The sequence below is a fragment of the Limnohabitans sp. Hippo4 genome, assembly GCF_003063605.1.
Taxonomy (GTDB): Bacteria; Pseudomonadota; Gammaproteobacteria; order Burkholderiales; family Burkholderiaceae_C; genus Limnohabitans_A.
In genome coordinates this window covers 184,872-209,611 of the sequence record NZ_NESE01000004.1, presented here as the reverse complement: position 1 = coordinate 209,611, position 24,740 = coordinate 184,872, and the positions used below count along the sequence as shown (strand labels likewise).

Below are 24,740 nucleotides of genomic sequence, written 5' to 3'. Positions count from 1 at the left end.
CGTTCACGCAGCGCCCACTGGCGGCAATGTCATCGCTTGCGCCAAGGCGGTCTGGTCTTTTCTGAATTGCGCCAGCTTGGCTTGCAAGGCGGCGTCGTGTTGCGCCAGCATGGCCACGGCAAACAAAGCGGCGTTGGCCGCGCCTGCTGCGCCAATGGCAAAGGTGGCCACGGGAATGCCTTTGGGCATTTGCACAATGCTGTGCAAAGAATCAACGCCCTGCAAATGCTTGCTGGCCACTGGCACACCCAAGACGGGCACCACGGTCTTTGCCGCCAACATGCCTGGCAAGTGCGCCGCGCCACCCGCCCCAGCAATGATGGCCATCAAGCCGCGTTCCAGCGCAGTTTCGGCATAAGTGAACATTTCATCGGGCATTCTGTGCGCCGAGACCACTTTGGCTTCGTGATCGATGCCAAACTGTTGGAGAATCTGGACTGCGTGTTGCATCGTGTCCCAGTCGGAACTGGAACCCATGACCACGCCGATGCGTGTTTTGGCTTTGGATGCAGTAGATGTCATGTTTGGCTTTGCTGAAGCGTCAAGACGCAGTCGTTGAAAATTGAACAATTGTCTCAGCTGAGACTTCCATTTCAGCTGAATCCTTGAATTTTAAGGTTTAGCCCCAAGGTCTTGTAAATATGATCGATGTCACCGTAGAAACTTTTGAAGCCGAGGTCATTGCAGCCTCTATGACCACCCCTGTTTTGGTGGACTTTTGGGCCCCTTGGTGCGGTCCTTGCAAAACCTTGGGCCCACTTCTTGAAAAAATGGAAGAAGCCTATGGCGGCCGCTTCAAACTGGTCAAAATCGACTCCGACCAAGAACAACAACTGGCCGCCGCCTTTGGCATTCGCAGCATCCCCACCTGCGTGATGCTGAAAAACGGCCAACCCGTCGACGGCTTTATGGGCGCCGTGCCCGAAGGCAAGCTGCGCGAATTCCTCGACAAGCACGTCCCCGGCGAGAACGAAGTCTTGGCCGAAGCCGAAGTGCAAGAAGCGGAAGCCTTGTTGGAATCGGGCGACTTGGAAACTGCCCAAAGCAAGTTGCTCGAAGCCTTGGAAGCCAACCCCGAAAACGACGACGCCCGATTTGACCTCGTTAAGCTGCTGATCAGCATGGGCCAACTCGACACGGCAGGTACGGTGCTCCAACCCTGCTTGTCGCAAATACCTCTCAAAATGCGCTTTGAAGCATTGAAGCAATGGCTCGACGCATTGAACTTCGTCACCACCGACCCCATGGGCCAATGGCCCCTGGAAAAGTTTGACGAATTGATCGCCGCCAACAAGCGCGACTTCGACGCACGCTTTGCCAAAGCCCGCGTGCTGTTGGCCAGCGACGACTGGACGGGCGCCATGGACGAGCTCTTAGAGATCATCATGCGCGACAAAAAATGGAACGACGAAGCACCGCGCAAAACCATGGTGGGCTTGCTGGAGTTGCTCACCCCAGTGATCCCCAAAGGCGGTGCCGATCACACTGGCAAATCGGCTGGCGGCATTGAACTGATGGGCAAGAGTGCGGTGCAAGAAGACCCTCAAGCGGCCATGGTGTCGAGCTATCGCCGCAAGCTCAGCATGATGCTGAACTGATTCTGTGTAAGCTCAGCGGGTTGCGCCCGCTTGAGACTCTATCAAGCCGTGCATGCTGCGAAGCATGCCGGCCATCATCAAGACCTCACCGACCACGAACATTGGGCCAACCAACAGGCCCACCACATCGTCGACAAACGCAGGTTTGCGACCTTCAAAAATGTGGCCCACAAACTGAATGATCCAACCGATCACAAACACGGCCAAACCAGGAAACCAGGCAGCATCCCAAAGCGCACCGAGGCCCCAACCTGTGGCGGCCTCTGGGGTGTGGGCCAAGGCAATCAAAGCACCGTTGACGGCGCTGGTGGCCAAGCCCAACAACAAGTTGCCGCGGGTGAGATACCACGCTGTTGAAAGCACCCACAGCACCGCCGCCAAGCTGATGATGTTGCCGCCAATGTCGAAGGACACCAGTGACAGCAACATGCCAATCGACAACACGATCAAAGGAATGCCCACCAGATGCGTGACGATGTTGCGACGATCACGGTGATAGTGCGCGTACTGCACCATGAGTTCGGGGGCCGAGCGAAACAAACTGATCATGAAAGACACTTCAACATTGAGTGCGCTGGCGAATTAACGCGTCAATCGCTGCAGCGCTTCTTCGTATTTTGCCGAGGTCTTTTCAATCACATCACGGGGTAAACGAGGGGCTGGCGGGGTTTTGTCCCAGGGTTTGCCATTGACCAAGGTGCTCTCGAGCCAGTCGCGCAAATACTGTTTGTCGTAGCTGGGAGGGTTCACACCCTCCATGTAGCTTTCAGCAGGCCAGTAGCGAGATGAATCGGGCGTGAGCACCTCGTCCATCAAGACCAAGGTGCCATCGGCGTCCAAACCAAATTCAAATTTGGTGTCGGCAATGATGATGCCCTTTTGGGCCGCAATGTCGCTGGCCGCTTTGTAGATGGCAATGCTGATGTCTTTGATGCGTGTGGCCAAATCGAGGCCAATCATCTCGACCGTTTTTTCAAAGGTGATGTTTTCGTCGTGATCGCCCACAGCGGCTTTGGCAGCCGGCGTGTAAATGGGCTCGGGCAACTTGCTGGCATTTTTCAAACCAGCAGGCAACTTCACGCCGCAAACTTGCTGGCCCTCTTGGTATTCTTTCCAGCCACTGCCCGCCAAATAACCGCGCACCACGGCTTCAACCGGAATGGGTTTCAGGCGCTTGACCAGCATGGAGCGGCCTTTGACTTGAGGCACTTCAGCTGCACTGACCACGCTTTCGGGGGCATCCCCTGTGAGGTGAATGGGACACAAGTTCAAGCCATTGGGGCCCAACTTGTCAAACCAATACAAAGCCATTTGCGTCAGCAAGACGCCTTTGCCTGGAATGGGCTCACCCATGATGACGTCGAAGGCGCTGATGCGGTCGGAGGCCACCATCAGGATGCGGTCGGTGCCTACAGCATAGTTGTCACGCACCTTGCCGCGAGCGAGCAAGGTGAGGGATGTCAAAGCGGAGGTGTGCAAAGCGGAATTGTGGATGGCAGCAGTGTTCATGTTGCTGCGATTATCTCGCCAATTTCAGTGAACGACTTGCGCCAACTCACCTTTTGCGTACTGCGCCGCCACCACTTGCAAGCTGTGGCCTTTGATTTTGGACGCTTGGCCTTCACAGCCAAACTCGATGTAGCGCTGCTTGCAAATTTGTTTGGCCGCTTCACGGGCTGGCTTGAGCCATTCGCGGGGGTCAAACTTCTCTGGGTTTTGCACCATGAACTTTCGGACCGCTGCGGTCATGGCCAAACGGATGTCGGTGTCGATGTTGACTTTGCGAACGCCAAACTTGATGGCCTTTTGAATTTCTTCCACGGGCACGCCGTAGGTTTCTTTCATGTTGCCGCCAAATTCACGAATGATGGCCAACAAGTCTTGGGGCACGCTAGACGAGCCGTGCATCACCAAATGGGTGTTGGGGATGCGCTTGTGAATGGCTTGGATGCGGTCAATGGCCAAAATGTCGCCCGTGGGCTTGCGGGTGAACTTGTAGGCGCCGTGGCTGGTGCCGATGGCAATGGCCAAGGCATCGAGCTGGGTGCGCTTCACAAAGTCAGCCGCCTGTTCAGGATCGGTCAGGAGCTGTTCGCGGGTCATCACGGCGTCGGTACCGTGGCCGTCTTCTTTGTCACCTTGCATGGTTTCCAAAGAACCCAAGCAGCCCAATTCACCCTCCACGGTGATACCCAGCTTGTGGGCCATGGCCACCACTTTTTGGGTCACTTCCAGGTTGTATTCGTAACTGGCAATGGTTTTGCCATCAGCTTCCAAGCTGCCATCCATCATGACGGAGCTGAAACCCAAATTGATGGCGCCTTGGCACACATCGGGGCTTTGACCGTGGTCTTGGTGCATCACCACCGGAATTTCAGGATAAGTCTCGACAGCGGCTTGAATCAACAACTTCAAGAAACCTTCACCGGCATATTTGCGGGCACCAGCGGAGGCTTGCATGATGACGGGGGCGCCAGTCTCTTTGGCCGCCTCCATGATGGCCTGAACTTGTTCCAGGTTGTTGACGTTGAAAGCTGGAATGCCGTAGCCGTTGGCGGCCGCATGGTCCAGCAGCTCGCGCATTGAAACGAGTGCCATGGTGAAATCCCAAAGTTAAAAAATCTTTTGCAAGCAACCAGGTTGCGACGCCGCCAAGATGATGAACTTCATTTGGCGACATGTAACCGGCTTGTAACTGGCAAGGATTTTAGCAACTGGAAGCCTTGTTGACCGTTTTTTTAGCAAGTCAGACTATGATTTCGGCCATGTTCAAAGACCGCCCCCTTTTTTCAAGCCTTCACTCGCAAGCGTCCTGGCGGCCCGATGCGGTGATCAGTTTGATCGGCCTGTTGATCCTGCTGGCGTGGGACTTCTCAGGCGGTGACATGCAAATGGCGCAGTGGTGGGGAGAGTCGACCGGTTTTGCGCTGCGCGACAACTGGTGGATGGTCAAGGTGATGCACGAAGGCATGCGCAATGCCGGCTGGGTGCTGCTGCTGGCCTTGGCTGCTGGCATTTGGCGGCCCTGGGGCAGCTTGCGCCATCTGGCCACCGGCGATCGAGCTGGCCTGTTTTTATCGGTGGTGTGCGCCCTTTTGGCAGTGACGCTGATCAAAGGCATCAGCAAAACCAGCTGCCCATGGGACCTGCAAGTGTTTGGCGGCACGGCCAGTTACATCTCCCACTGGAATGTGTTTGAAATGGATGGCGGCGGCGGGCATTGTTTTCCAGCAGGCCATGCCTCCACCGGATTCGCCTTCATGGCCGCCTACTTCGGCCTGCGTCAAAATGGCGCGCCCAGCGCTCGCATTTGGTTGGTTTGCGCCTTGTTGGCGGGCTTGGTCTTGGGCGTGTCTCAGCAAATGCGCGGCGCCCACTTCATGAGCCACACTCTTTGGACCGCTTGGCTAAGCTGGTCCGTGGGCTGGCTGAGCCATGGGTTGTTCAGTCGCTTGCGCGGCAAATCTTGAGCATGTTGGTGCCGCCTGGCGCGCCCATGGGCTCGCCGCAGGTGATGGCATAAATGTCACCGCCCGACACAATGCCGCGGCTCTTCAAATGATTTTCAGCCTGAACCAAGGCGGTATCGCGATCGGCACTGGTGTCCATCAACAAGGGGCGCACATTGCGGTACAGCGCCATTTTGCGCTGTGAAGACAATTTGGTGGTCACCGCATAAATGGGAATGTTAACGCGGTGACGGCTCATCCACAAAGCGGTAGAGCCTGAATCGGTGAGCGCCACAATGGCTTTGGCATTGAGGTGGTGCGCCGTGAACAAAGCGCCCATGGCAATAGACTGGTCAATGCGGCTGAAGGTTTGGCCACTGAAGTCACCATCGAGTTCAAACTCTTCAGCATTTTCTGCCGCCAAACAGATCTTGGCCATTTCTTCCACAGTTTCGAGCGGGTACTTGCCGGCGGCTGTTTCTGCGCTCAGCATGACGGCATCGGTGCCATCCAGCACCGCATTGGCCACGTCACTCACCTCGGCGCGTGTGGGCACGGGGTTGGTGATCATGCTCTCCATCATTTGCGTGGCCGTGATCACGACTTTGTCGTGCTGACGCGCCAACTTGATCATGCGTTTTTGCAAAGCCGGCACCACTGCGTTGCCGACCTCAACGGCCAAGTCGCCACGGGCCACCATGATGCCGTCGCTGGCCAGCAAAATTTCTTCCAAACGGGGGATGGCTTCTGCGCGTTCAATCTTGGCAATCAAGCCAGGCTTGTGGTTGTATTGGGCAGCCGCAACATTGGCCAACTGACGTGCCATTTCCATGTCGGTGGCGTTTTTGGGGAAACTCACCGCCACGTAGTCGGCTTGGAAGCTCATCGCTGTTTTGATGTCTTCCATGTCTTTGCCGGTGAGGGCAGGCGCCGTTAAGCCGCCACCTTGTTTGTTGATGCCTTTGTTGTTGGACAACTCACCGCCCAACTTGACGGTGGTGTGCACTTGCTCGCCCTTCACCGAATCGACGGTGAGCACAATCAAGCCATCGTTGAGCAATAACACATCGCCAGCCTTCACATCGCGGGGCAATTCTTTGTAGTCCAAGCCAACGCCCGACAAATCACCGAGTTCGGTGCGCGATGCGTCCAGCACAAACTTGGCGCCGGGCTCGAGCATCACTTTGCCTTCTGCAAACTTGCCAACGCGAATTTTGGGGCCTTGCAAATCGGCCATGATGGCCACTTCGCGACCTGCGCGTGCAGCAGCTTCGCGAACCAAACGCGCACGGTCAATGTGGTCTTGCGCTTTGCCGTGGCTGAAGTTCAAACGAACCACATTCACACCCGCCCGAATCATGGCTTCGAGCAATGCGGGTTCGCTGGATGCAGGGCCTAAGGTGGCAACAATTTTGGTAGCGCGACTGGGCATGAGGACTTGTCTCCGGTGTAATTTAATTTCAATTTTCCCACGGAATTGGTTACATGCGGAGAACAAATGATCAGTTCTCGGCCTTGATGCCTGCTTTTTCAACCACCCGCGCCCAACGACTCAGTTCGTTCTTGGCCAAGTCACCCATGCGCTCGGGCTTGCCGCCCACAACGACCATGCCTTGCTTGTTCATGGTTTCTTTCACATCGGGCAATTGCAACAAGCTGTTGAAATCGGCATTGAGTTTGGCCACCACGTCCGCGGGTGTGGCCGCGGGGACGAACACCCCGTACCAAGTTTCAACCACACCATTGGCCACGCCCAATTCTTTCAAGGTGGGCACGTTGGGAAATGCGGGTGAACGTTCAGCACTCATCAAAGCCAGCATGCGCAGAGCGCCGTTTTGCAAATGCGGGGCTGCGGTCTGCAGCGCCACAATGCTGGCGTCTACGTGACCCCCCATCAAGTCGGTCAAAGCACCTGCTGTCCCTTTGTAGGGCACGTGAAGCAGTTTGATGTTGGTTTCTTGGGCCATCAACTCCATGGCCAAGTGTTGCGGCGAACCTGTTCCAGGTGATGAGTAATTCAACACACCGGGTTGTTTCTTTGCGCTGTCTTGAAATTCTTTGAAATCTTTGAAGGGCGATTTGGCAGACGTTGCCACACCCAACGCACTGGTGCCCAACAAAATCACGGGTGAGAATGCTTGTTGTGGATTGAAGGGAAGTTTGGGCATCAAGGCTGGGAAGGTTCCGTGAGCCGTGGCCGTCACCAGCACCGTCAACCCATTGGGCGCAGCCTTGGCGGCCACACCTGTGCCAATCGAGCCACTGGCACCGGCTTTGTTGTCGGTGACCACCGATACTTTCCACTTGTCAGCCAACTTGGGACCGAGCAGTCGCGCCAACAGGTCGGCACCTGTGCCAGTTGTGAAGGGCACCAACAAGGTGACGGGACCTGAAGGATAAGCATTGCTTGCGTTTTGCGCGCTGACTTGGGTGCTCCACAAAGTGCTGCACAAAGCCAGGGCCGCGCAACACAAAGTCCCTCGGCGAGTGAAGGCAGAAGCTTGGGCGATGAGGTGAGACATGCTGAATTTCTTTCAATGAGTTTGCTTGGGCAGTTTGCTTTTCCAAACATTCCAAGGACGCTCAACTTGACCTGCATTGGTCTCTGCAGAGTTGCGCGCTTCCTCTTCCGACAAATACACAGGCTCGCCCAATCCCATGCCAAAACTCATTCGCATGGCATCGGCTTGCAGCTTGGCATTGCCTTCTGTGTAATAGGCTCGGAACACGGCCAGTTGAATGGAGTTGGCCACCACCACGTTGCCATGACCGCGCAACAAGGCCACGGTGTTGTTGCCCAAGGTATCGGCCAAGGACTCACCAATGCTTTGGTTGCGAATCAACATGTCCGATGTTTCGCCCAACGTGTTGCGAATTTCAAAGGTCGGCACATTGCTGCCCAAGAAGCCACTCATGTGGCAAATGGGTCGCAGTCGCGCACCGGTGACGCCAAAGGGAATGATGGCAGGCGAATGGCTGTGCACCACCGAATTGACATCCGGACGCTTTTTGAAAATAGCGCTGTGAATGAAGCGCTCCAAATACGACTTGCGTCCCTGTGCATCGTGCACATCGCCGTTCAAGTCGCACTCCACAATGTCTTGCACCGTCACAGAGGCGGGCGCCATGCTTCGGGCAATGAAGAAGCGCTCAGGGTTGTCAGGATGGCGCACGCTGATGTGACCAAAGCCATCGAAAACGCCTTCATTGGCCAATATTTGGTTGGCAATGGCCAAGTCTTCTTTCAGTTGGGAGATAGATGTGCTCATGTCGATTTTGCTCAGGCAGGTGAATTTATTTGGTTAAAAAAAGCCGTGTCCAATGTTGGTTCCACTTTTCAGCCTCGTCCACCACAATGCCAGGATCGGTGAGGACGTAATTGAAATTGTTCAAATTGGATTTCACTTTTTGATTGGCAGGCGGGCGGCCCATGCTGTTCAGCAAAGCCTGGGCCTCTGGCGAAATAATAAAGTCGGCAAACAAAGCGGCTGCGTGGGGATGCGGTGCTTGACGCACAACGCCAACACCTTGCGGTCTTGCCAAAGTTGGCTCCATCGGCACCCAGTCGATGGGCGCGCCGCGCTGTTTCAAAGACTGCGCATTGGCGTTGTAGATGGTCAGGCCTACATCGGTTTCGCCTGCTGCCACCATTTGAGCCAACAAAATGTGACCCTTGCGCACATCTGGTTTTTGATCAGACAGTTTTTTAAAAAATGCCATGCCGCGTTGCTCACCCAGCGAATTCACCAAGCCACCCATCCACTCGGCATCGGTGGCTTCTATGGCGATGCGGCCTTTCCACTTGGCTTCGGTAAAGCCTTCATAGTGTTTGGGCAACTCTTCTGGCTTCACTTTTTGGGTGTTGTAAGCCACCACAAAAAAGTTCACACGGTCGGGCATCCACAGTCGGTGCTTGGGAATCATGCCCTGCGGCAAGTCGGCAATGTGCGGGCTGTAGAACTCACTCAACATTTTTTCGCGGGCCAAAATTTCCATTTCTGGGCCGTTGGTTTCCACCACATCCACCACATGGCGCTTGGCGCGGCTTTCATTCACCACGCGTTGCACCACGCCGTCACTCAGTCCGCGCCAAATCGTCAACTTGATGCCGTATTTTTTCTCAAACATCGCCGACAACGGGCCTGACTCTGTGGGCGACAAAGAGGTGTAAAGCGTCAGTCCACCCTCTTTTTTGGCGCGCTCCAACAGCCAAGCTTCTCGATCGGCTGATTTGTACATGTAGATGGCTTCATGGGGATTGGCCAATGCAGCAGCGGCCGGCTGTGCACGCAATGGCGTGACAGCACAAAGCCCCCAAACCACGGCCGCCATCAAAGGCGCCCATTTGGTTTTCAAAGACATTTCAAAGCGTTTCACAAGCTTTTGCATGAGCGGCTCCTTTAGGTTTTGCTCAACAATTTTTTGATGCGCGCTGGGTTCAGCGGTGCTTCACGCATGCGAACGCCTGTCGCATCAAAGAAGGCGTTGGCAATGGCTGCAGGCACCACACGGCATGTGGCTTCGCCAGCCCCTGTCGGCGCCGCCTCGGGGCGATTGATCAGCACAATGTCGATGGTCTCAGGCGTGTCTTTGATTTCCAGAATGGGGTAGCTGTTCCAATCGACACTCTTGACTTTGTCGGGAGAGAACTGAACCTCTTCATAGAGTGTTCTCGACAGTGCTTGAACCAAACCGCCTTCAATGGTGTAACGCAAACCTTGTGGGTTGACGATCAATCCGCAGTCGTGCGCCACCGTGAATTTGCGGCCCCAAATGCGGCCTGTTTTGCGGTCCACTTCAATTTCGGCTACCACCGCCACGATGGTGCCCGCGCGTTGCGCATACGCGATGCCACGGCCTGTCAGCACAGCGCCCGAGCGATCGCGCTTGGCCTTGCCGCGTGGCTCCCAGCCCGCTTTTTCGGCTGCGGCTTTGAGGACGGCAATGTCGCGCGGCGCCTTGGCGTATTTCACACGGAAGGCAATGGGGTCTTCGCCCGTGGCATAGGCCAATTCGTCAATGAACTGCTCGCTGGCAAATTGAATTTGCAAACCCACTGGGTCGCGCATGTGCGATGTGCGCATAGGGGATGCGCTGTCGATCAAATCAGGAATGACTTCCCAGGCCAACAACTTGTTGTCAAAGGCGTAACTTTCTTCGGGGATGCCGAAGGTGATACCGCCCTTGGGCGGCAGACCCAATTCCATGCCCACCAAGCTGTCGCGGGGATCAGACTCGTTGCTGTCAATGGTGGCCCTGGAGAATGCGCGCGTGGTGAAGTCATAAGCCACCACTTTGCCATCGGCATCGATCGCAGCGCGCGCACGGTGCACCGATGCAGGCGCTTTGGGATCCCATGCCGTACCGTCGTGGCGCATGCCTTGCACACGCACAGGCTGACCCACTTTGGAGGAAATGAAAGCCGCGTCCATGACGGCATCACCGGCGTCATTGCGCCCGTAAGAACCTGGACCTTGCACCCAAATGGCTTCCACTTTGTCGACCGGCACTTTGAGCAAAGCGGCAACGCCGTCACGGGCATAGTGTGGTTTTTGTGAACCTGTCCAAATGGTGATTTTGTCAGCCTTCACATCGGCCACAGCACTGGCAGGACCCATGCTGGCATGCGATTGGAAAGGCCACAAGTACTCAGCCTCCACCACTTTCACGCCAGACTTGAGGGCTGCTGTGACATCGCCTGTTTTCTGTTCTTCTGTGCGCTTGCGTGTCGGTGCCTGACGAATGTGTGCGTGCAGTTTTTCAAACTCCGGAAAGGGTTTGGGTGAGGCACTCCAAGTCACCTTCAGTTCTTTGGCTGCGCGCACAGCATCCCACTCACGCTCGGCCACCACAGCCAAAAAGTTTTTCTCGCGGACCACGCGAGCGCCGGCAATGTGCTTGATCGATGCTTCGTCGACTTTCTCTGCCAAGCCGCCAGCAACGGGCGTGCGAATGACACGCGCATGCAACATGCCAGGTACTTTGACGTCGGCAATGTTGCCGCTGGTGCCAAACACTTTCCAAGCTACATCGTTGCGTGGAATAGACAAACCCACCACTTTGTACTCTGAAGGTGATTTAGGCTTGGCCAGGCCTTTCACATCCAGTGGATTGCCAATCCGTTTGTTCCATTCCACTTTGGAATTGAAGTATTTGCCGCCGATCAATTCAGCATACGTGACCTTCTGCGCACTGTTGCCTTTGACCGAGATTTCACCATCGTCCACCACCAAGTTGGCGACTGGCACACCTAGTTTTTCGCTGGCCAAGTTCAGCAAGATGCGACGCGCTTCTGCGGCCGCATTGCGCAGTGGTTTGGCGCCGGCTTGGATGCCCAGTGCACTGGAGGCGCCACCTTGGTTCAAAGAACTGGCGGTGTTGCCCATCACAATTTTGACTTTGCGATACGACACGTCCAATTCTTCGGCCACGATTTGCCCAATGGCCACTTCCAAGCTTTGGCCCAAGTCGACTTTGCCGTAATAAGCGACCACCGAGCCATCAGGCTGAATGGCCACCCATGAATCGAGTTCATCGGCTTTGAGTGCAGGCTTGATGGCACTGATGGTGGCCAAGGTCGTGCCCACCGCAGTGGCAGAAGCAGAACCCGCCATCGTTGCACTTGCGGATTGTGCGAAGGCCTGCGTTGACACACCGCCACTGGCCACTGACACCACCAAGGCGCCCGCAGCACTGAGAAAATCTCGGCGCGATGTGCCGCTGAGCTTGTCACTGTGGTTTGTTGTCGTCACCTCGGAGGTGTTCACGTCTGAATTTGAAGGATTGTGCATGGTGTGCTCCTCAAGCCATCAAAGTTTGTGCGCGCTTGATGGCGCGCAAAATGGACACATGCGTACCGCAACGGCACTTCAAACCTTCCAAGGCCGTTTTGATTTCGGCGTCGGTGGCTTTGGGGTTGCGTTTTAAAAATGCGGCCGAGGTCATGGCCCAGCCATTGATGCAGTGACCACATTGCGGCACTTGCTCTTCTAAAAATGCCACCTGAATGGGGTGTGGATTTTCGGGTGTTCCCAAACCCGCCAAGGTGGTCACTTTTTTGCCCTTCACGGCCGACACAGGCAACACGCAAGAGCGCACCGCTTGCCCATCCAGATGCACGGTGCAAGCGCCGCATTGCGCCAAACCACAGCCGAATTTCGGATTGTTCAATTTCAAATCATCGCGCAATGCATAAAGCAAAGGCATCTGTGGATCGCTGTCAATTTGGACGGACTTGCCGTCCACCATGAAAGGGGTCAAAGCCATGTTGTCTCCTGTTGATTGTTCAAACTTCTGTCAGCATGTCGTCCAGTGCCGTCACCAGCGCACTTTGCAATTCTGGATCTTGACTGGAATGACCTGCCGTATGCACCACACGCAACTGCGCCAAAGGCCACACTTGCTTTAACTGCCAAGCCGTCTCTGCCGGCGTGACCATGTCAAACTGACCCTGCACGATGATGCCGGGTATGTTTTTTAAGAAATCATTGGCCGTGGCCGGCACGATGTGGCCCCGACTGCCCAGCTCGGGATCGTGTGCAAACATGTGCGCTGAAATTCGGGCCATGGCCAAACACTTCAAATCTTCTTCAGGGCCTGCATGCGCAGCATGCACCGGGTCGCTGGGGTACACGCTGCTGAGCGCATCCTCCCAAGTGCACCACGCACGCGCCATGGCCAAAACTTGTGCCGATGTCCCCTCTTGCAAGACCTTGTCATAAGCATTCAAAAGCACGCTGTGTTGGCCACTGCGCACGGTCAAATCATCTGCATCGAGGTGTGCATGATTTTGAATGGCCGACACATAGTCTTGCCACTCAGCTCGAAAAACGCGACTAGCGCCACCGGGTTTGTAAAGCCAGTCCAGCTCATGGTCTTGCGCCGCAAACACGCCGCGCAGCACCATGCCCGACACATGCTGTGTGTATTGCTTGGCATACGCCAAGGCCAAGGTACAGCCCCAAGAACCTCCACACAACAGCCACTTGTCCACGTTCATGAGCAGGCGCAATTGCTCAAGGTCGGACACCAAATTGGCCAAGAAGTTATGCGCTGTTTCGGCATGCGGGGTGGAGCGACCGCAACCACGCTGGTCCATCAAAATGATGCGATAGCGATGCGGGTCAAACAATCGCCTGGCCGTGGGCGAACAAGCACCACCCGGCCCGCCATGCAAAAACACAACGGGACGGCCCATTGGATTGCCGCATTCTTCCCAGTAAACCGAATGCCCATGCCCCACCGCCATATGACCTGAGCGATGCGGTGAGAGAAACGGATACAAATGGCTCATGCTTTCAACGCCGTTCGGCCTAGGCCCGCCGAGCCCGGAAACACCAAACTCTTGATCACCACCGGCACGGCGCCTGAGGTTTCCAGCATGGTGCCAATGTCAATGAAATCCAATTCCTTCAGTGTGATGCCATCGATCGACAAGACGGGGCTTTTCAAATGCAATTCTTCATGGCAATGAATCCCAATCAGGCCGCCACAATCGGCTTCGCCCACCAACAGCAAAGGATGTCCCTGCGCCAGGACAGCCGACATGCCCTCGGCCACCGCACGACAAAACGCGTCCAAGCGGTGAAACGTGGCTGAACCTTGCCAGCGATAGCACACCGCCACAGCTTGATGGCCTTCGTGCAAATCCAATCGACGCAATGCGCGGCGAATGTTGTCGGCAATTTCAGCAACGTTCAAATCATCTGCGGCCAAATCCAATTGCGGTGCAATCACCGGCACGTTGCGCACCGGCAAAATATTGACGGGCTCAACGTAAATAGTGCTGCCACTCACCTGCACGGTGTATTGCGAGGCACCAATCACAGTGGCACGTATGCCCTGATCGGGCACTTCTAAACGAGGCCCCCAAGCTTGCGCTTTGCGCCTGACAGCTGCGGCCAACAGTGGGCCCAAATCGCCATAGGCCTGTGCTTCGCGGCCATACACATACTCCGACACACCGCCCGAAAAGGTGAGCACGTCGGGCAACTGGCTGGCACGCAAGGGCTCTAAACGCAGCAAAGATTGGCTGATGGCATCGGGCGCTGCATTGCCTGCCACATCGAAAATTCGCTCGGCCATGCGATCGACCATGCGCGCCAAATCTTCGGGTGCGACAGGCTGACCCAAGGTCAGTGTCACGCCCACTTCTTCGGCAAATTTGCGACCCGCTTCTTCCAAACGCACCAAGCGGCCTTCGGTGTCCAAGGCCACGATGCGAGCGCCAATGTCAACCGCTGTTAAATCGACCAACTCGCCGTTTTCGCACACTGCAATTTTGGTGGTGCCACCGCCAATGTCGATGTTCATGACGCGCGCCGTTTCACGCACAGAACGTGCGGCGGCGCCAGAACCAAATGCGGCCAAGGTGGTCTCAAGCGCATCGCCCGCACTCACCGACACAAACTTACCCGCTTGGGCAGCAAACAAATCGGCAATGGCGCGCGAGTTGGTGCGGCGCACGGCCACACCGGTGAGGATCAAAGCACCGGTGTCAATTTTGTCGGGCGCAATGCCTGCCTGCGCGTATTGCGCTTCGATGAAGGCACCCAATGCCGCCGCATCAATGCTTTGATCGGCTGCATAAGGCGTGAGCAAGACATCCGACTCGTGCAACACGGTGCGCTCACTGACGATGTAGCGGTTGTCCAAGCGCTCCAACACCAAGCGTGAAAACACCAAGTGCGAGGTGGACGAACCAATGTCAACGCCCACGCTGACCAAAATGATTTCGTCTTCACCCTCTAGGCTGCGACGCACGTTGCTGAAAAAAACGCGGCCCCCTACGGGCGCTTCTTGCGCCGTTGCGGAGGTCGTGGTTTCGTTCATTATTTCTTCGGTCCAAACTTCTCCATGAACTCAGCCGGAATGTTGTACCAATCTGGGTCCATGCGATCGGGCACGCTGTTTTTCTTCAAGAGGGCTTGATACTCTTTGCGAATGTGCGGATCTTCCAACCAATAAGGAATGGTGGTGCCGCCTTCAGTGACATCTTGTGCGGTGTAGTCAGTGTGCTTGGAGCCAGGCGCACCAGGATCACGGCCTGGGTTGTGCGGGCCAAACCAAGCCGTCAATCGCAAGGCTTCTTCACCGGCACTGAAGTGCTGGTGATACCAGCGTGCGCCACCAGGGGCTGCAGAAACCAATCCGACGGGCTCGTAATCGATGCGTCGCACCAAATGTTCTTTGCCATCTTTCCAAGGCGTTTCACCTTCGTCTTCGGGCCAGGTGTAGGTGTAGCCTTTGCCGTTCAAGCAAATGAGCACCGCCGCGGATGTGTGGGCGTGTGCGCGGGAGTAGCGGCCATTTTCGTGTTGACCAATCCAAAAGTAGAAACAGTTGTTGGTCATGAAAGGCTCAATGCGGCGATAGCCTGGTGAGCGGCGATTGTCCAATGGCAATTCGCACTTCATCACATCGGGAATGAAGTTGGTTTTGCGCATGGCCAAGCCGCGCACGGGATCGGCTTCTACTTCGTCGCGGGCTTGGTAAAAATCGTCTGCGCCATTGAAGCGGTCACGGAACACGAAGGGGTTGTTGAACACCGCCTCTGTGCTTTGCAACATGTTCAGCACATTCGGTGCTGTGGTACCCGCCAACAACAGTGCGCCACTGGAGGTGGCATTCACAATGCGGTGCCAAGCATTGATAGGGATCGAGAACATCGAACCTGCTTGCCACTCAAACACGTGCTTCTTGGTGTCGCCTTCTTGCCAAACTTCCGTGGTGCCGCGTCCCTCTACAACCAAGTAGATTTCTTCGTACATGTGCTTTTCGGGGTGCAATGCACCCGCGCCAGGCACCTCCACCACATAACAACCCCACTTGGTTTCGGTACCGTAGAGTTGAATGAAGTGACCTTTGCCGCCAGTGCGCTTCCAGGGCACCAAGGGCAAGTTTTGCACCTTGTTGATGCCCACATCACGAAACACGGGCAGACCCTCTGCTTCCATGTAGGCGTCGTAAGGCGTTGGCTGTTTTTTGAACACGCCGTAACCGGCCTTTTTGTTGCCTGCTGGCTCATGCCAGTGGCTGGTGTCTTTATCGTGTGGCATTCAAGGGGTCCATCTAAAAAGCAATTGGAGGGGCTGTTCAGTGCGTTCTTCTATAATGAACAGCGTTCTACTATGCTAAACCACCCCCTCAGGAGCGTCAACAGGGTTCACCTTGTGAAGGCCCCTCAAGGCTGTGGCTTTTTCTCACAAGTCGCTCGACTAAAAAGTGTTGTTCTGACGCAAATCCAAAAGGTGGCTAGGGTATTCACGAATGTGGGTTTTCACCGATTTTTCGCTTAATAACACCACTGTCTTTCAAAAGAGAACAGTGTTCTTCATGCCGGAACAGGCGGCTGAACCACCCAGACCACTGGGCTCAACGATTTCACTTTTTATCACTTGGAGATACACATGACTTTCAAATACCGTGCACTGACATTGGGTTGCTTCGCAGCCATGGGCTTGGTGGGCAATGCCCACGCTGTTAAATTGGCTGGCGACCTGCTCGAGGTTTATGGCAACCTTTACCCACAGTACCAAACTGTGACATTTGGTGACTCATCTGCAACTGGCGCCGAAGTCAGCACGATGACAAAAGGCAAGACTGGCGCACAAACCAACACATTCACAGCGGGTGCAGTTAGCGCCACCAAGTTCACACCCGTCAACTCTTACATTGGCTTCAAAGGTCAAAAAACTGTTGGCGACTTGACATTGGGTTATGACGTGCAAGGCGTGGTCAACATTGACAGCTCCAATGGTTCTTCTTTCTTGTCCGAGCCACGCGATGCTTTCGTATTTGTTGAACACAAATCCTTCGGCTCTTTGACAGCTGGTCAACAAGACACTTATTACAAGCAAAACGGCGACAAGGTTCGCATGTTGGGCGTCTCTTCTAGCAACTTCGTGTCCAGCGCCAACGTTGCCTCCAATCCAACATGGGGTAACAAAGGTGTTTCTACATCTTTCAACACACGCATCAATGGTCAGCTGTTGTGGGCAAGCCCACGCATCAATGGCTTCGAAGTGGGTTACTCTTTGCGCCAAGACCCTTCTAAAACAGCGACAAAGAACGCAAGCTTGTCGTCCGTAGGTATCAACTGGACTGACAAAAAATACTACGTTGGTTTGGCTCAAGAGACTCACAATGATTACTTTGCAGTTTCCGGCACAGCTTCCACAGCAACCGCTGGCTCAATTTACAACGCAGCTGCAGGCTTGCGCTCCAAAGACACTGCTACACGCTTGTCTTTTGGATACCGCGTCTCCGGCATGCGCATCGGCGCTGACACCTCCACTTTGAAGTACACAGAAACTTCCGCGCAAGTTAATGGCTTCCAAAGCTACAAAACCACCACTTACCAAGTGACTGGCGAGTACGATTTGAACAGCCAAATCACAGTGGCCGCACAATACGCCAACAATGCTGCAGGCAATTGCACATTGAACGGCACCATCGCTTGCTCCACAGCAGGCTTGGGTGGCAATTTGGTCGGTTTCGGCGCCAAGTACAACTTGGACAAGAACTTCGCCATCTTCGCATTGGCTGCTAAAGGTTCTGCCAACTCTGGCGCTGTGATTTCTTTGGGCAGTGGCGCTGGCAAAACAGCAGTTGGTGGCACCATCAACGCTGCAGCAGTTGGTATCCAAGCTCGCTTCTAATCAAAGCACTTTGGTGCAATGACCAGGCAGGTGTTCTGAAAAGAGCACCTGCTTTTTTTTGGGGACTAGAGGAATCTGAAATGAAGTCAATGATTGCAGGTGTGCTCTCGCTGTTCAGCTTGTGCGCCCATTCCGCCGATGCAGATGCCATTCAAAGGGGCAAAGGCCTTTTCATGCAGCACCAATGCTACAGCTGCCATGGCACTGAAGGCCAAGGCGGGGAGCGCAACGCAGGCCCTAAAATTTTCCCCAACCCAACGCCCTTCGTTGCGTTTGAATTGCAACTGCGAACACCACGCAACCTCATGCCCCGCTACGCAGTGCAGAGCATCAACGATGTGCAGTTGAAAGATTTGTATGCGTATGTAGAGAACATGCGCTCCAGCCCTGCTGTAGCGCAAATTCCCTTGATCAACAACGCAATGCGCTGATGCTTCAGTGCGCTGTTCAAGCGCACTGCTGCCACTTGGCTCAACGCGCTTGGCAAACCACGTCCAACAAAGCTGGACGTCCTTGTTTCACCTCGGCCAGTGCGCGTTGCAACGCATCTTTGAGTTGCGAGGGGTCTTTGATGGGGCCTTCTGCCCACACGCCCATGCCTTGGGCAATCTTGGCAAAGTCAATGTCGGGGTTGCGCAAACTGTTGCCAATCCAAGCTTGGTCGGTGCGTCTGTTGTGCAATGAGGCCATGCGCTGTAAGTGCATTACCTCTTGGTAATAGCCTCCGTTGTTGTGCATCACCATCAACAACGGAATTTTGTGGTGCGCAGCGGTCCACAAGGCGCCGGGCGCGTAAAGCAAATCGCCATCGGGCTGAAACGTCACCGTCATTCGGCCCAATGATTTGTTGGCCAAGGCTGCACCCACAGATGCAGGCAAGCCATAACCCACACCTTGTCCGCCCGAGCCCCCTAACATTTGGTGATATTGCGTGGTGGGCCAGAGTTTGCGCGCCCACGCAATGCGATCGCTGACCGCCAAGCACCAGGGTTCGTTTTTGATCACTTCAAAAGTTTCCATGGCCAAGCGCGCTGTGCTGATTGGCGAGGCGTCCCAGCCTAAGGCTGCGCCTTCTTTGGCATCTTGAAGTTGCTTTTCCCAGCGCTTCTTCATCAACTCGCGACGGGCTTCGAAACTTGTCTTTTGTGCAGACGTGGTATTTTTCAAGATGTAGTCGGTGAGCACAGGCATCGAGGCTTGTGCTTCACCGGGTATGGCCATCTCTACTGACAAGAAGCGTTGGAAGTCTTGGTAGTTGGAACGGATGGACACATCGTTCATGCCAATGGTGATGATCTTCACATCGGCTTTGGCTTCTGGGCGAACTGTTTTGAAAGGATCGCTGAGGCCATTGACCTGACCCCAGGGGTCGTACACCTCCAACATCAAGATCACATCGGCATCACGCACCAGCGCACGCTTTTGATCGCTCAGGCACAAGTGATGGGTATTGGGAAAATTCATGCGCCCACCCAAATCAACCACGGGTGCTTGCAAACTTTCAGCCAATTTCACCAGCGCCTTGACGCCCTCTTGGTTGCGCGTTGCACGGTCTGCCAAGATGACGGGGTTCTTGGCATTCAGCAACAGTTTGGCAGCTTCTTGAAGTGCGCCTGTATCGCCTTGCAGTGGCAAGGTGGGGCGCAGTTTGGGAATGGTAGGCGTTTTGCCATGAATGGCGTCTTCTTGCAAATCAATGTCGGCCATGATGACCACCGGACCCATTTGGCCGGTGGTGGCCACGCGGTAAGCGCGCACAGTAGATTCAGCAAAATGCTGCAACGAACCTGGTGCATCGTCCCATTTCAAATAATCACGAAGCAACAATGCGGGGTCTTGCACCGAATGGGACCACTCTGTGCCTGGCCTGCGCTTGTCGGCATCAATGCCGTTGCCACCAAACATGATGAGCGGTACACGGTCGCACCAGGCGTTGTAAACGGCCATAGCTGCATGTTGAAAGCCCACACTGCCGTGCGCCATCACGGCCATCGGTTTGCCAGCAGCTTTGGCATAACCATGTGCGATGGCCACAGACGATTCCTCGTGCAAACAGGTGATCAATTCTGGCGCTTTGTTGCCGCCATAGTTCACGACAGACTCATGCAAACTTCTAAAACTGGAGCCCGGGTTGGCAGCAACATATTCCAAATTCAAACTCTTGATCACATCGACCATGAAGTCGGAGCCAGGCCGTGGAATGAGACGTCCACTTTCTACGGCTTTGGCATCAACATCACTGAGCTTGGCTGCGCCAGCATTGACAGCGGGGGCAGCCGCTTGGGCTTGCTGAACCATGGCCACACCTGCAGCCGAAGCCGTAGCAACGCCTTTGAGAAAATCACGACGGCCAGAAGTGGCAGCTGATTGATGAGATGTTGTGTCAGCGCTAGAAGGCTTATTCTGATCATGCATGTGAGGCATCCTTTGATTGAGCTGGAATCCAAACCACCAGGATGTTGGCGACGATGATGGTGGCTGCCAACAAATAGAAAGCGGCTAGGAGGCCATACTGGTCGGCCACAATTCCGCCCAAGATGGGCGCGATGGCTTGCGCACCGGATTGCATGCCAAACATCAAACCGATGGCGGTGCCGCCCATGTTTTTGGGTGTGGCATCTAGCATCCAAGCCTGCATGATGGGCCGGGCTGCGTATAGGAAAAATCCCAACACAGCGATGAGGAACACAAACCAAGGCGAGCCGCCTGCAAAGGTCATGAGCAACAAGACCACGCCGCTCATGCCAAACGACACCATCAAAATGTTCTTGCGGCCCATGGTGTCAGACAAATGGCCTGCAATGGGCGCGGCAATGAAGCCTGTCAATTGCAACAAGGCCATGCCAACGCCGACCCAAAACACGTTGTAGTGCATTTCATTGGCCAAATACAAAGGCAGGAAGGTGAGCAAGGTGCCCTGCGTCATCGATCTAAAACCTGAGCTGAGGGTGAGCAAGAACAAACCTGGCGTTTGCATCAAGGTGCGCAGTCCTGCAACATAGCTGCGCATACTTTGACCTTTTGAATCTGCCACATTGACGGCATTTGATGAGTTTGCCTCACTCACTTCAACTGGCGTTTTTGCTTTTTGCTTGGGTGCAAAAGTCATGGTGCCCAAGAAAAACAAAATGAGCATCGACATGGCAGCGCCTGGCACCACATTGAGCACCACAATTTCGCGCCAAGACAAAGTGGTCAAAAGTGCACCAACCGCCAAGGGCGCCAAAGCATCACCCACATTGCCACCCATGCCATGCAACGACAGCGCCAAACCCTTGCGTTTGGGGAACATGCTGCCCAACAAAGGAATGGCGGTGGGATGCCACAAATTGTTGCCAATGCCCACCAGCATTACGCAAATGAGCAACATCCAATACTGCGAACTGAAGCCCATCATGAGGTAGGGAAAGCCCACCCAAAAAAGCGAAAGGGCCATCAACTGGCCCTTCTTTCCCCACACGTCTACCAGCATGCCGCCCGGCACGTTGGAGATGGCGCCTGCAGCATATTGACACGTCATGATGAAGCCAATTTGACTGTAGGTCAGGCCCATTTCGTTGCCAATGAGCGGCAACAACATGAAAAATGTAGCGGGATACCAATGCGTCAGCGAATGACCCAAGGTAATGAGGCCCATGTTGCGAATGTCCAGTTTGGACATTGGCATGGCTTGCTCAGCCGTGACTTGTGTAGTACTCATGGTTTGGCACCGCGCATGATAATTTCATCGTACAGCTTGCGCCACTTGTCGCGGCCGTCCAAACTTTCTTGAGGGTCGACCACCAACATTTTGTAATTGCGCAGCGATGAGTTAATTTTGGTGTTGGCGGGCAAGTAAGCCAAGTCTGCATAAGCTTGCTGACCTTCACCCAACAAATAATCCATGAACAATGCAGCAGCAGCGGGGTTTTTGGCATTCTTCATGACGCCCACCGCATTGCCTCGAACCACCGCAGGCTGTAGCACCAACCAATCAATGGGTGCGCCTTTTTTCTTGAGCTGCTCGGGCATGTAGTTGTATACCGTGAGGGCTACGGGGACTTCACCCGCGGCCACCATGTTGGTTAAATTGGTATGGCCCTTGCGCACTGAAATGCCATTGCCACTGGCCAAATCGCGAAAGTACTGAAGGCCTTTGGCTTCACCCATGGACTTAACCACCGTGACAAACCAATCGATGTTTTCAACTTCATAGCCCAAACGACCTTTCCATTTGGGATCGAGCAGGTCTTCGTAGGTTTTGGGCAATTCAGCGGCTTTGACCGACCCAGTGTTGTAAGCCTGAACCCACATGGAATAAATGGTGGTGGCGTATTCTTTGTGAGCGGGCACGCTTCCGGGCATCAGTTCTGTGAAATGCGGTGAAGCCACTGCCTGCAACATTTTTTCGCGGTGCAACACTTCAAGCTCAACTGTGCCGGCATGCACCAAATCGACGTTGTAACGTTTAGCCCGCGTTTCATTGATGGTGCGGTTCATGACGCTGTCGCCACTGGCACGCCAGGTGGTGACTTTCACGCCATATTTTTTTTCAAAAGGATCGATCAGCGGCTTCAGATCTTTTTCTGCAATGGAGGTGTACAGCGTGATGCCGCCTTCCAATTTGGCCGCGGCAGCCAACTTGGCTGCACGGTCGGGTGCCGTGCTTTTGAGCAAGGTCACATCGGTTGCACTTTGGGCCAGAGCCAAGCCGGCCAAACCGCCACTCAAACACACGCAAAATGCCGCCAATTGCACGAGGCGACGCACCGGGGTGACAGTCAAACGTTTGGAATTCAGCATGCTGTGATCCTTTGTTGTAGGCACCCGAGGTGCTGGGAATGGGTTGCGCGTCAAGCTTTGCGGTTGAAAATATCGTCGTAAAGTTTGTTCCACTTATGGCCATCGTCCAAGGTTGTTTTGGGGTTGGCAAAGGTGAGGGGCATCTTGTTCAGTGTAGAGGGCACTTTGGTACTTGTCGGGATGAAATCCCGTTTGCCCAAAATGACTTGGCCTTCTGTCAATTCAAAATCTTGGAACAACAGTGCAGCATGAGGGTGCGGCGCATTGCGTGCCACGCCGTTGGCGTTGGGCCTTGCAATGGTAGGGTCTAAAGCAAACCAATCGACCGGCGCGCCAGAGTTTTTCATCTGCTCAATTTTGTAGTTGTAAACCGTCAGCGCCATGGGCACTTCACCAGATGCCACCAAGTTAGACAACAAGGTATGTCCTTTGCGAACCGACACTGCGTTCTTGCGCGCAATTTCTTTGAACAACGCAATGCCTTTTTCTTCGCCCATTTTCATGACGGTTTCGGCCAACCAGTCGCTGTCGTCTGCCTCAACTGACAACTTGCCTTTCCATTTAGGGTCAAGCAGGTCTTGATACGTTTTAGGCAATTCCTCTTTTTTAACCAGCTTGGTGTTGTAGGCGCAAGTGAAAATATTCAAACGCGTGGCAATCCACTCTTTGTGTGCGGGAATGGCCTGTGGAATGAGCTCGCTCAAAAAGGGGGAATTGCCCGCAATCAAAACTTTCTCACGCGACAACACTTCCATTTCAGGGCTGTTGGTTTCAAAGACATCGACCTCAAAGCGACTGGCTTTGGCTTCTAACAGGCCGCGTTGCAAGATTTTTTCTGAACCACTTCGCCATACTTTGGCCTTCACGCCGTACTTCGCTTCGAAAGCTGTTGTGAGGGCGGCCATGTCGTCTTGCGGCATGGATGTGTAGATGCTCACAACGCCTTCTTTTTTGGCACCTTCTGCCAAGCGCTTTTGGCGCTCAGCACCCGTCAAGGCAGCAAGAGCTGCTGTTGTGGCGGCTGAAGGTTGTGCCATCAACGAACCCAAACTGGCAGCACCTAAAGTAGCGGCACCGGCTTGAATCAGTTGTCGACGTGAAAAATGAGCATGGTTCATTCAAGATCTCCAATTAGGTTTTAGGGGGGAGTGTTGGCAATTCCGCCTCGTAAGCCTCTTCCATGCGCGGCGACATGCCATGCTTGGCCAAGGACTCCGCAAAGCGCGTGCGAATTGCCTGACTTTCATCAGCATAATCAATTTGATCTCCTCCCACACGGCGGCTGATCCAAGCCTTAGGCACACCTTGGGCATTTCGAACAGACACCACTTCATGTTTGAAAGCAAGGTATCGTGCGGGAGTTTGGCCCGTGTTGAAGTGCTGATGGAACCACATGTTGGGCGGCACAACCATGGCGCCAACTTCCCAGTCGTACTGACGGGGCTCTTCGCCTTCTGGCCACATCAAGCTGTAGCCTTCGCCACTCAAAATAATCACGTGGGCACCAGGGCCGTGGCAATGCGCCTTTTTGTAAGTACCCACCGGGAATTGAGAAATGTGGCTGTTCATGGAACCGCGTGCCATGTTGAAACGAATGTGTCCACCACCTGCACCGCGCTCTTTGGCGCTGATCAGGGGCAAGTTGACGGCATCAGCCACGAAATTGGTTTCGAGCAGCAAGCCTTTTTGTTCACCCTTGCCGCTGAAATAATCTGGCTCGCCGTTGAAACGGTTGGCAAAGTCGTGTTTTGTATTAAAGACAAAATTCAAGTCTTCGTACAAGTTGATGACCGGTGGGCCGTTGGTGACGGCCACAAAACGCGCAGCATCTTTGCCCGAACCATTGAAGTGCTGGTGCATGCAGTTCAAAGGAATGGCGAACAAGGCGCCGGCTTGCCACTCAAACGTGATGCGATGGCCTTCGTCGTTCCAAACCGTGGTGGAACCACGGCCTGACAACACATAAATCATCTCTTCGAAAATTTGACGCTGTGGCTCCAACTGTTTGCCTGGCGCAATTTCGCACACATAACAATCGTTGGAAGTGCGGGATGCCTCGTGATTGATGTACACACCCTTGCCACCGCGGCGTGCCCAAGGTTTCAAATCAACCGTGTTCAGGCTGCGAATGTAATGGGCACTGATGATGTCCAAACCTTCGTTCTTCACCCAACGGGTATAGGGTGTTTCTTTTTCAGTTGCGAATTTGGAAGCGAGGTCTTCCGATACGAGTGCGTCTTTTGCCATGTGCT

The 24,740-nt window shown here is 54.5% G+C and carries 22 protein-coding genes; 4 read left to right on the top strand and 18 right to left on the bottom strand.

What is annotated here, in order from left to right; translation table 11 throughout:
- Positions 1 to 3 precede the first annotated feature (3 nt).
- The gene (purE, locus tag B9Z46_RS11975; protein ID WP_108256755.1) at positions 4 to 522 is read right to left on the bottom strand and encodes a 5-(carboxyamino)imidazole ribonucleotide mutase; all 519 of its coding nucleotides are present in this window, start codon (positions 520 to 522) and stop codon (positions 4 to 6) included.
- 119 nt (positions 523 to 641) lie between these two features.
- On the opposite strand from purE, the gene trxA reads away from it, so the two are divergent.
- Positions 642 to 1,598, top strand: a complete 957-nt coding sequence (gene trxA, locus B9Z46_RS11970; protein WP_108256753.1) for a thioredoxin — start codon at positions 642 to 644, stop codon at positions 1,596 to 1,598.
- 12 nt (positions 1,599 to 1,610) lie between these two features.
- Here trxA and B9Z46_RS11965 read toward each other — a convergent pair whose 3' ends face one another.
- The 3 genes from B9Z46_RS11965 to fba are packed head-to-tail and all read right to left on the bottom strand — an operon-like array spanning position 1,611 to position 4,196.
- Positions 1,611 to 2,147, bottom strand: a complete 537-nt coding sequence (locus tag B9Z46_RS11965; RefSeq protein ID WP_108256751.1) for a DUF962 domain-containing protein — start codon at positions 2,145 to 2,147, stop codon at positions 1,611 to 1,613.
- 33 nt (positions 2,148 to 2,180) lie between these two features.
- On the bottom strand, positions 2,181 to 3,107 hold the full coding sequence (locus B9Z46_RS11960; RefSeq protein WP_108256749.1) for a phosphoribosylaminoimidazolesuccinocarboxamide synthase: 927 nt from the start codon (positions 3,105 to 3,107) through the stop codon (positions 2,181 to 2,183).
- Positions 3,108 to 3,131: 24 nt separating this feature from the next.
- Complete coding sequence (gene fba, locus B9Z46_RS11955) at positions 3,132 to 4,196, bottom strand: class II fructose-bisphosphate aldolase (RefSeq protein ID WP_055359319.1); 1,065 nt, start codon at positions 4,194 to 4,196, stop codon at positions 3,132 to 3,134.
- Between the two features lie 167 nt (positions 4,197 to 4,363).
- Between fba and B9Z46_RS11950 the strand changes: the two genes are divergently transcribed.
- Complete coding sequence (locus B9Z46_RS11950) at positions 4,364 to 5,068, top strand: phosphatase PAP2 family protein (protein ID WP_158268436.1); 705 nt, start codon at positions 4,364 to 4,366, stop codon at positions 5,066 to 5,068.
- Here B9Z46_RS11950 and pyk read toward each other — a convergent pair.
- The 9 genes from pyk to B9Z46_RS11905 form a co-directional block, all read right to left on the bottom strand.
- On the bottom strand, positions 5,043 to 6,479 hold the full coding sequence (pyk, locus tag B9Z46_RS11945) for a pyruvate kinase (protein WP_108256745.1): 1,437 nt from the start codon (positions 6,477 to 6,479) through the stop codon (positions 5,043 to 5,045). The genes B9Z46_RS11950 and pyk overlap by 26 nt on opposite strands.
- Before the next feature lie 70 nt (positions 6,480 to 6,549).
- Entirely contained in the window at positions 6,550 to 7,569 is a 1,020-nt protein-coding gene (locus B9Z46_RS11940; protein WP_108256743.1) for a tripartite tricarboxylate transporter substrate binding protein, read from the bottom strand.
- A gap of 12 nt (positions 7,570 to 7,581) precedes the next feature.
- Positions 7,582 to 8,316: a class II aldolase/adducin family protein gene (locus B9Z46_RS11935; RefSeq protein WP_108256741.1), complete on the bottom strand. Its 735-nt coding sequence runs from the start codon at positions 8,314 to 8,316 to the stop codon at positions 7,582 to 7,584.
- Positions 8,317 to 8,341: 25 nt separating this feature from the next.
- Complete coding sequence (locus B9Z46_RS11930) at positions 8,342 to 9,436, bottom strand: ABC transporter substrate-binding protein (RefSeq protein ID WP_199220599.1); 1,095 nt, start codon at positions 9,434 to 9,436, stop codon at positions 8,342 to 8,344.
- Between the two features lie 11 nt (positions 9,437 to 9,447).
- Positions 9,448 to 11,838, bottom strand: a complete 2,391-nt coding sequence (locus B9Z46_RS11925) for a molybdopterin cofactor-binding domain-containing protein (RefSeq protein ID WP_108256739.1) — start codon at positions 11,836 to 11,838, stop codon at positions 9,448 to 9,450.
- 10 nt (positions 11,839 to 11,848) lie between these two features.
- Positions 11,849 to 12,313: a (2Fe-2S)-binding protein gene (locus B9Z46_RS11920; protein ID WP_055359325.1), complete on the bottom strand. Its 465-nt coding sequence runs from the start codon at positions 12,311 to 12,313 to the stop codon at positions 11,849 to 11,851.
- 19 nt (positions 12,314 to 12,332) lie between these two features.
- Positions 12,333 to 13,340, bottom strand: a complete 1,008-nt coding sequence (gene pip / locus B9Z46_RS11915) for a prolyl aminopeptidase (protein WP_108256737.1) — start codon at positions 13,338 to 13,340, stop codon at positions 12,333 to 12,335.
- The gene (locus tag B9Z46_RS11910; RefSeq protein WP_108256735.1) at positions 13,337 to 14,878 is read right to left on the bottom strand and encodes an ethanolamine ammonia-lyase reactivating factor EutA; all 1,542 of its coding nucleotides are present in this window, start codon (positions 14,876 to 14,878) and stop codon (positions 13,337 to 13,339) included. The genes pip and B9Z46_RS11910 overlap by 4 nt, the downstream gene beginning before the upstream one ends.
- Complete coding sequence (locus tag B9Z46_RS11905) at positions 14,878 to 16,104, bottom strand: cupin domain-containing protein (RefSeq protein ID WP_055359328.1); 1,227 nt, start codon at positions 16,102 to 16,104, stop codon at positions 14,878 to 14,880. The genes B9Z46_RS11910 and B9Z46_RS11905 overlap by 1 nt, the downstream gene beginning before the upstream one ends.
- A gap of 351 nt (positions 16,105 to 16,455) precedes the next feature.
- Here B9Z46_RS11905 and B9Z46_RS11900 point away from each other — a divergent pair, with 351 nt between their 5' ends.
- Together B9Z46_RS11900 and B9Z46_RS11895 are read left to right on the top strand one after the other, a co-directional pair.
- On the top strand, positions 16,456 to 17,706 hold the full coding sequence (locus B9Z46_RS11900; RefSeq protein ID WP_055359330.1) for a porin: 1,251 nt from the start codon (positions 16,456 to 16,458) through the stop codon (positions 17,704 to 17,706).
- An 80-nt stretch (positions 17,707 to 17,786) separates the two neighbouring features.
- Positions 17,787 to 18,137 (top strand): cytochrome c, encoded by a 351-nt coding sequence (locus tag B9Z46_RS11895; protein WP_108256733.1) that lies wholly within the window; start codon positions 17,787 to 17,789, stop codon positions 18,135 to 18,137.
- Between the two features lie 40 nt (positions 18,138 to 18,177).
- On the opposite strand, the gene B9Z46_RS11890 is transcribed toward B9Z46_RS11895, so the two are convergent.
- Genes B9Z46_RS11890 through B9Z46_RS11870 form a run of 5 tightly spaced genes read right to left on the bottom strand, consistent with a single transcriptional unit; the run spans position 18,178 to position 24,735 of the window.
- Complete coding sequence (locus B9Z46_RS11890; protein WP_108256731.1) at positions 18,178 to 20,121, bottom strand: thiamine pyrophosphate-binding protein; 1,944 nt, start codon at positions 20,119 to 20,121, stop codon at positions 18,178 to 18,180.
- Positions 20,114 to 21,406: an MFS transporter gene (locus B9Z46_RS11885; protein ID WP_108256729.1), complete on the bottom strand. Its 1,293-nt coding sequence runs from the start codon at positions 21,404 to 21,406 to the stop codon at positions 20,114 to 20,116. Before B9Z46_RS11885 ends, B9Z46_RS11890 begins: the two co-directional genes overlap by 8 nt.
- Positions 21,403 to 22,488 carry an ABC transporter substrate-binding protein gene (locus B9Z46_RS11880; RefSeq protein WP_108256727.1) on the bottom strand — a complete coding sequence of 362 codons (1,086 nt, stop codon included), beginning with the start codon at positions 22,486 to 22,488 and terminating at the stop codon, positions 21,403 to 21,405. Before B9Z46_RS11880 ends, B9Z46_RS11885 begins: the two co-directional genes overlap by 4 nt.
- A gap of 50 nt (positions 22,489 to 22,538) precedes the next feature.
- Positions 22,539 to 23,606 (bottom strand): ABC transporter substrate-binding protein, encoded by a 1,068-nt coding sequence (locus tag B9Z46_RS11875; protein ID WP_108256725.1) that lies wholly within the window; start codon positions 23,604 to 23,606, stop codon positions 22,539 to 22,541.
- Positions 23,607 to 23,619: 13 nt separating this feature from the next.
- A complete protein-coding gene (locus B9Z46_RS11870) occupies positions 23,620 to 24,735 on the bottom strand; it encodes a cupin domain-containing protein (protein WP_108256723.1) in 1,116 nt (371 codons plus the stop codon).
- Positions 24,736 to 24,740: the final 5 nt, after the last annotated feature.

Excerpts from the sequence above, each read along its gene's own strand:
- purE (WP_108256755.1), bottom strand. The coding sequence starts at position 522 with ATGACATCTACTGCATCCAAAGCCAAAACACGCATCGGCGTGGTCATG.
- trxA (WP_108256753.1), top strand. The coding sequence starts at position 642 with ATGATCGATGTCACCGTAGAAACTTTTGAAGCCGAGGTCATTGCAGCC.
- B9Z46_RS11965 (WP_108256751.1), bottom strand. The coding sequence starts at position 2,147 with ATGATCAGTTTGTTTCGCTCGGCCCCCGAACTCATGGTGCAGTACGCG.
- B9Z46_RS11960 (WP_108256749.1), bottom strand. The coding sequence starts at position 3,107 with ATGAACACTGCTGCCATCCACAATTCCGCTTTGCACACCTCCGCTTTG.
- fba (WP_055359319.1), bottom strand. The coding sequence starts at position 4,196 with ATGGCACTCGTTTCAATGCGCGAGCTGCTGGACCATGCGGCCGCCAAC.
- B9Z46_RS11950 (WP_158268436.1), top strand. The coding sequence starts at position 4,364 with ATGTTCAAAGACCGCCCCCTTTTTTCAAGCCTTCACTCGCAAGCGTCC.
- pyk (WP_108256745.1), bottom strand. The coding sequence starts at position 6,479 with ATGCCCAGTCGCGCTACCAAAATTGTTGCCACCTTAGGCCCTGCATCC.
- B9Z46_RS11940 (WP_108256743.1), bottom strand. The coding sequence starts at position 7,569 with ATGTCTCACCTCATCGCCCAAGCTTCTGCCTTCACTCGCCGAGGGACT.
- B9Z46_RS11935 (WP_108256741.1), bottom strand. The coding sequence starts at position 8,316 with ATGAGCACATCTATCTCCCAACTGAAAGAAGACTTGGCCATTGCCAAC.
- B9Z46_RS11930 (WP_199220599.1), bottom strand. The coding sequence starts at position 9,436 with ATGCAAAAGCTTGTGAAACGCTTTGAAATGTCTTTGAAAACCAAATGG.
- B9Z46_RS11925 (WP_108256739.1), bottom strand. The coding sequence starts at position 11,838 with ATGCACAATCCTTCAAATTCAGACGTGAACACCTCCGAGGTGACGACA.
- B9Z46_RS11920 (WP_055359325.1), bottom strand. The coding sequence starts at position 12,313 with ATGGCTTTGACCCCTTTCATGGTGGACGGCAAGTCCGTCCAAATTGAC.
- pip (WP_108256737.1), bottom strand. The coding sequence starts at position 13,340 with ATGAGCCATTTGTATCCGTTTCTCTCACCGCATCGCTCAGGTCATATG.
- B9Z46_RS11910 (WP_108256735.1), bottom strand. The coding sequence starts at position 14,878 with ATGAACGAAACCACGACCTCCGCAACGGCGCAAGAAGCGCCCGTAGGG.
- B9Z46_RS11905 (WP_055359328.1), bottom strand. The coding sequence starts at position 16,104 with ATGCCACACGATAAAGACACCAGCCACTGGCATGAGCCAGCAGGCAAC.
- B9Z46_RS11900 (WP_055359330.1), top strand. The coding sequence starts at position 16,456 with ATGACTTTCAAATACCGTGCACTGACATTGGGTTGCTTCGCAGCCATG.
- B9Z46_RS11895 (WP_108256733.1), top strand. The coding sequence starts at position 17,787 with ATGAAGTCAATGATTGCAGGTGTGCTCTCGCTGTTCAGCTTGTGCGCC.
- B9Z46_RS11890 (WP_108256731.1), bottom strand. The coding sequence starts at position 20,121 with ATGCATGATCAGAATAAGCCTTCTAGCGCTGACACAACATCTCATCAA.
- B9Z46_RS11885 (WP_108256729.1), bottom strand. The coding sequence starts at position 21,406 with ATGAGTACTACACAAGTCACGGCTGAGCAAGCCATGCCAATGTCCAAA.
- B9Z46_RS11880 (WP_108256727.1), bottom strand. The coding sequence starts at position 22,488 with ATGCTGAATTCCAAACGTTTGACTGTCACCCCGGTGCGTCGCCTCGTG.
- B9Z46_RS11875 (WP_108256725.1), bottom strand. The coding sequence starts at position 23,606 with ATGAACCATGCTCATTTTTCACGTCGACAACTGATTCAAGCCGGTGCC.
- B9Z46_RS11870 (WP_108256723.1), bottom strand. The coding sequence starts at position 24,735 with ATGGCAAAAGACGCACTCGTATCGGAAGACCTCGCTTCCAAATTCGCA.